Origin of the sequence: Streptomyces niphimycinicus, from assembly GCF_018883605.1 — a bacterium.
GTDB lineage: Bacteria > Actinomycetota > Actinomycetes > Streptomycetales > Streptomycetaceae > Streptomyces > Streptomyces niphimycinicus.
Genome location: NZ_JAHLEM010000812.1, coordinates 1 through 2,681, shown reverse-complemented (window position 1 = coordinate 2,681; position 2,681 = coordinate 1). Strand labels below are relative to the sequence as shown.

Annotated in this window: 2 protein-coding genes; both read left to right on the top strand. The window is 73.3% G+C overall.

The window, feature by feature from the left end; all coding sequences use genetic code 11:
• Positions 1–352 precede the first annotated feature (352 nt).
• A complete protein-coding gene (locus tag KN815_RS43240; RefSeq protein WP_216347234.1) occupies positions 353–1,180 on the top strand; it encodes an inositol monophosphatase family protein in 828 nt (275 codons plus the stop codon).
• A gap of 45 nt (positions 1,181–1,225) precedes the next feature.
• Positions 1,226–2,638 carry a phytoene desaturase family protein gene (locus tag KN815_RS43235; protein WP_216347233.1) on the top strand — a complete coding sequence of 471 codons (1,413 nt, stop codon included), beginning with the start codon at positions 1,226–1,228 and terminating at the stop codon, positions 2,636–2,638.
• Positions 2,639–2,681 lie beyond the last annotated feature (43 nt).

Sequence of the window (2,681 nt, the reverse complement as noted above, 5' to 3'; positions counted from 1 at the left end):
TGGCAGCGCCGCCGTTCCGGGCCTGCGGCGCCCGGTATCGCGCCGGTGCCTGTGCCGCTCCTGGCACGCGGTGGCGCGTCCGTTCCCAGACTCCTGGCACGCGGCGGCACGCTCGTTCCTGCCCCCGCGGCGCCCGGCGCCGTGCTGGTTCCCGGTCCGCGGGCACCGCGTCTGTGGCGCTCGGCACCGCGCCCGCGGCGCGCCCCGCACCGATTCCGTTGCCGTATATCGACGAAGTAATTGGTGATGCCGGTCGAAAAGGGATTTGGGGCGGTCGCTCCCTTCACCTCGATGACATCGTCCGGCAGCCGGTATGCCACCTGCCGTCGCAGAGACATGATTCGATGAACGCATGATCGATGAATTTCTCGCCGGTGATCTCGGCGCGGTGGAAGAGGCGATCCGCACGGCGGTCGCCGACGAGGTCATGCCGCGTTACCGGCAGCTCGCCGCCCACGAGATCGTGGAGAAGAATGGTCCGCACGACCTGGTGACCATCGCCGACCGGCAGGCCGAGGAGCATCTGACCGAGGCCCTCACCAAGCTGCTGCCCGGCTCCGTGGTGGTGGGCGAGGAGGCGGTGCACGCGGACCCGGCCGTGCTCACCGCCCTCGGCGGCGGCGCGCCCGTATGGATCGTCGACCCGGTCGACGGCACCCGGCAGTTCGTCCACGGCGACCCCGGCTTCGCGACGCTGGTCGCCCTCGCCCACGGCGAAGAGCTGCTCGCGTCCTGGACCTACGCCCCGGTGCTCGACCAGATGGCCATCGCCCGCCGCGGCGGGGGCGCCCTGCTGAACGGTGAGCCGATCCACTGCGGATCACCGGAGCCCGGCGCGGTCCTCCACGTGGCCGTCTCGCATTACGACTTCACCACCGACGCGGAGAAGCGCGCCCTGTCGGGGCTTCAGGTGCCGGGAGTCGAGGTGCGTCCCTGCGGTTCGGCCGGTCTGGAGTATCTGAACGTGGCCCGCGGGCTGCTCGACGCCGTCGCCTTCACCTGGGAGAACGCCTGGGACCACGCCGCCGGTCTGCTGCTGGTCGGCGAGGCGGGCGGGGCACATGCCACGCTCGCCCGCGAGCCGTTCCGGATCACCGGGGGCAATGCCCTTCCTTTCACGGCGGCCAGGGACGAGGCGGCCGTTGCGCATATCCTGGGCTTGCTGGCCGCCGCCGGCTGATCGTTCCAGCGATTCCTCAAGGACGAGGGGGCCGAGGTGCCGTCCATGCTCGACGCGGTCGTTGTGGGAGCCGGGCCGAACGGGCTGACCGCGGCCGTCGAACTCGCCCGCCGCGGCTGCGCGGTGGAGATCTTCGAGGCCGCGGACACCATCGGCGGGGGCTCCCGCACCGAAGAGCTGACCCTCCCCGGCTTCCGGCACGACCCCTGCTCCGCCGTGCACCCCCTCGCCATCGGCTCCCCGGCCTTCGACCGGATGCCGCTCGCCCGGTACGGCCTGGAGTGGCTCCACCCCGAACTGCCGCTGGCCCACCCCTTCCCGGACGGCACGGCCGCGGTGCTGGCCCGCTCGGTCGGCGAGACCGCCAGGTCGCTCGGCCCGCGCGACGCCGGGACCTACCGTCGGCTGATCGCGCCCTACCTGGGCAAATGGGCCACCCTCGCCCCCGATATGCTGCGCACCCTCTGGGACGGGGTGCCCCGCGACCCGATCACCTGGGCCCGCTTCGGGCTGCACGCGGTGCAGCCGGTCTCACTGCTCGCCGGGCCGCTCCGCTTCCGCGACGAGAAGGCGCGCGCCCTGTTCGCCGGGCTGGCCGGGCACGCCATCGCGCCGACCAGCGCGCTGGTCACCAGCGGACCCGCCCTGATCTTCGCCGTCGCGGCCCATGAGGTCGGCTGGCCGATTCCGCGCGGCGGCTCCCAGTCGATCGTGGACGCGCTGGGGGCGTATCTGCGCGAGAACGGCGGGACGATCCACGTCTCCACCGAGGTCAAACGGCTCGATGAGCTGCCGCCCGCCCGCGCCTACATCTTCGACACCTCGCCGCGCGCCTTGGCCCGTATCGCCGGTCTCGGCAACGCCTACCGGCACTACCGCTACGGGGCCAGCGCCTTCAAAATCGACTACGCGATGTCCGGCCCGGTGCCCTGGACCGCGCCCGAGGCCCGGCGCGCGGGCACCGTCCATGTCGGCCCCACCTCCGGCGAGATCGGCGCCGCGCTGCGGGCCGCCGTCGACGGGCGCGACCCCTCCGTCCCGTTTCTGATCACCTCTCAGCCGACCCTGCTCGACCCCTCCCGGGCACCGGAGGGCAAGCACACCTTCTGGGCGTACGGCCATGTGCCCAGCGGGTGGAAGGGCGACGCCACCGAGGTGATCGAGCGTCAGATCGAGCGCTTCGCCCCCGGTTTCCGCGATCTGGTCCTGGCCCGCGCGGTGGCCGGACCGCCCGAACTCGCCGCGCGCAACGCCAACTACATCGACGGCGACATCGCCTGCGGCGCCTTCGGGGGCATCCAGGCGGCCATCCGGCCCAAGCTCGCCCGCGTCCCGTACGCCACCGCCCACCCGGCGGTCTTCCTGTGCTCCTCCGCCACCCCACCGGGGCCCGGCGTGCACGGCATGTCGGGACACCACGCGGCGCGGGCGGTGTGGCGGAGGCTGCGGGCGCGGTAGGGCCCGGAACACGGCCCCGGACGGCGGCGGGAGCCGCCTCAGC

What these genes read in the sequence shown, in the direction of transcription:
- KN815_RS43240 (WP_216347234.1), top strand. Translation starts at nt 353, where the DNA reads ATGATCGATGAATTTCTCGCCGGTGATCTCGGCGCGGTGGAAGAGGCG.
- KN815_RS43235 (WP_216347233.1), top strand. Translation starts at nt 1,226, where the DNA reads ATGCTCGACGCGGTCGTTGTGGGAGCCGGGCCGAACGGGCTGACCGCG.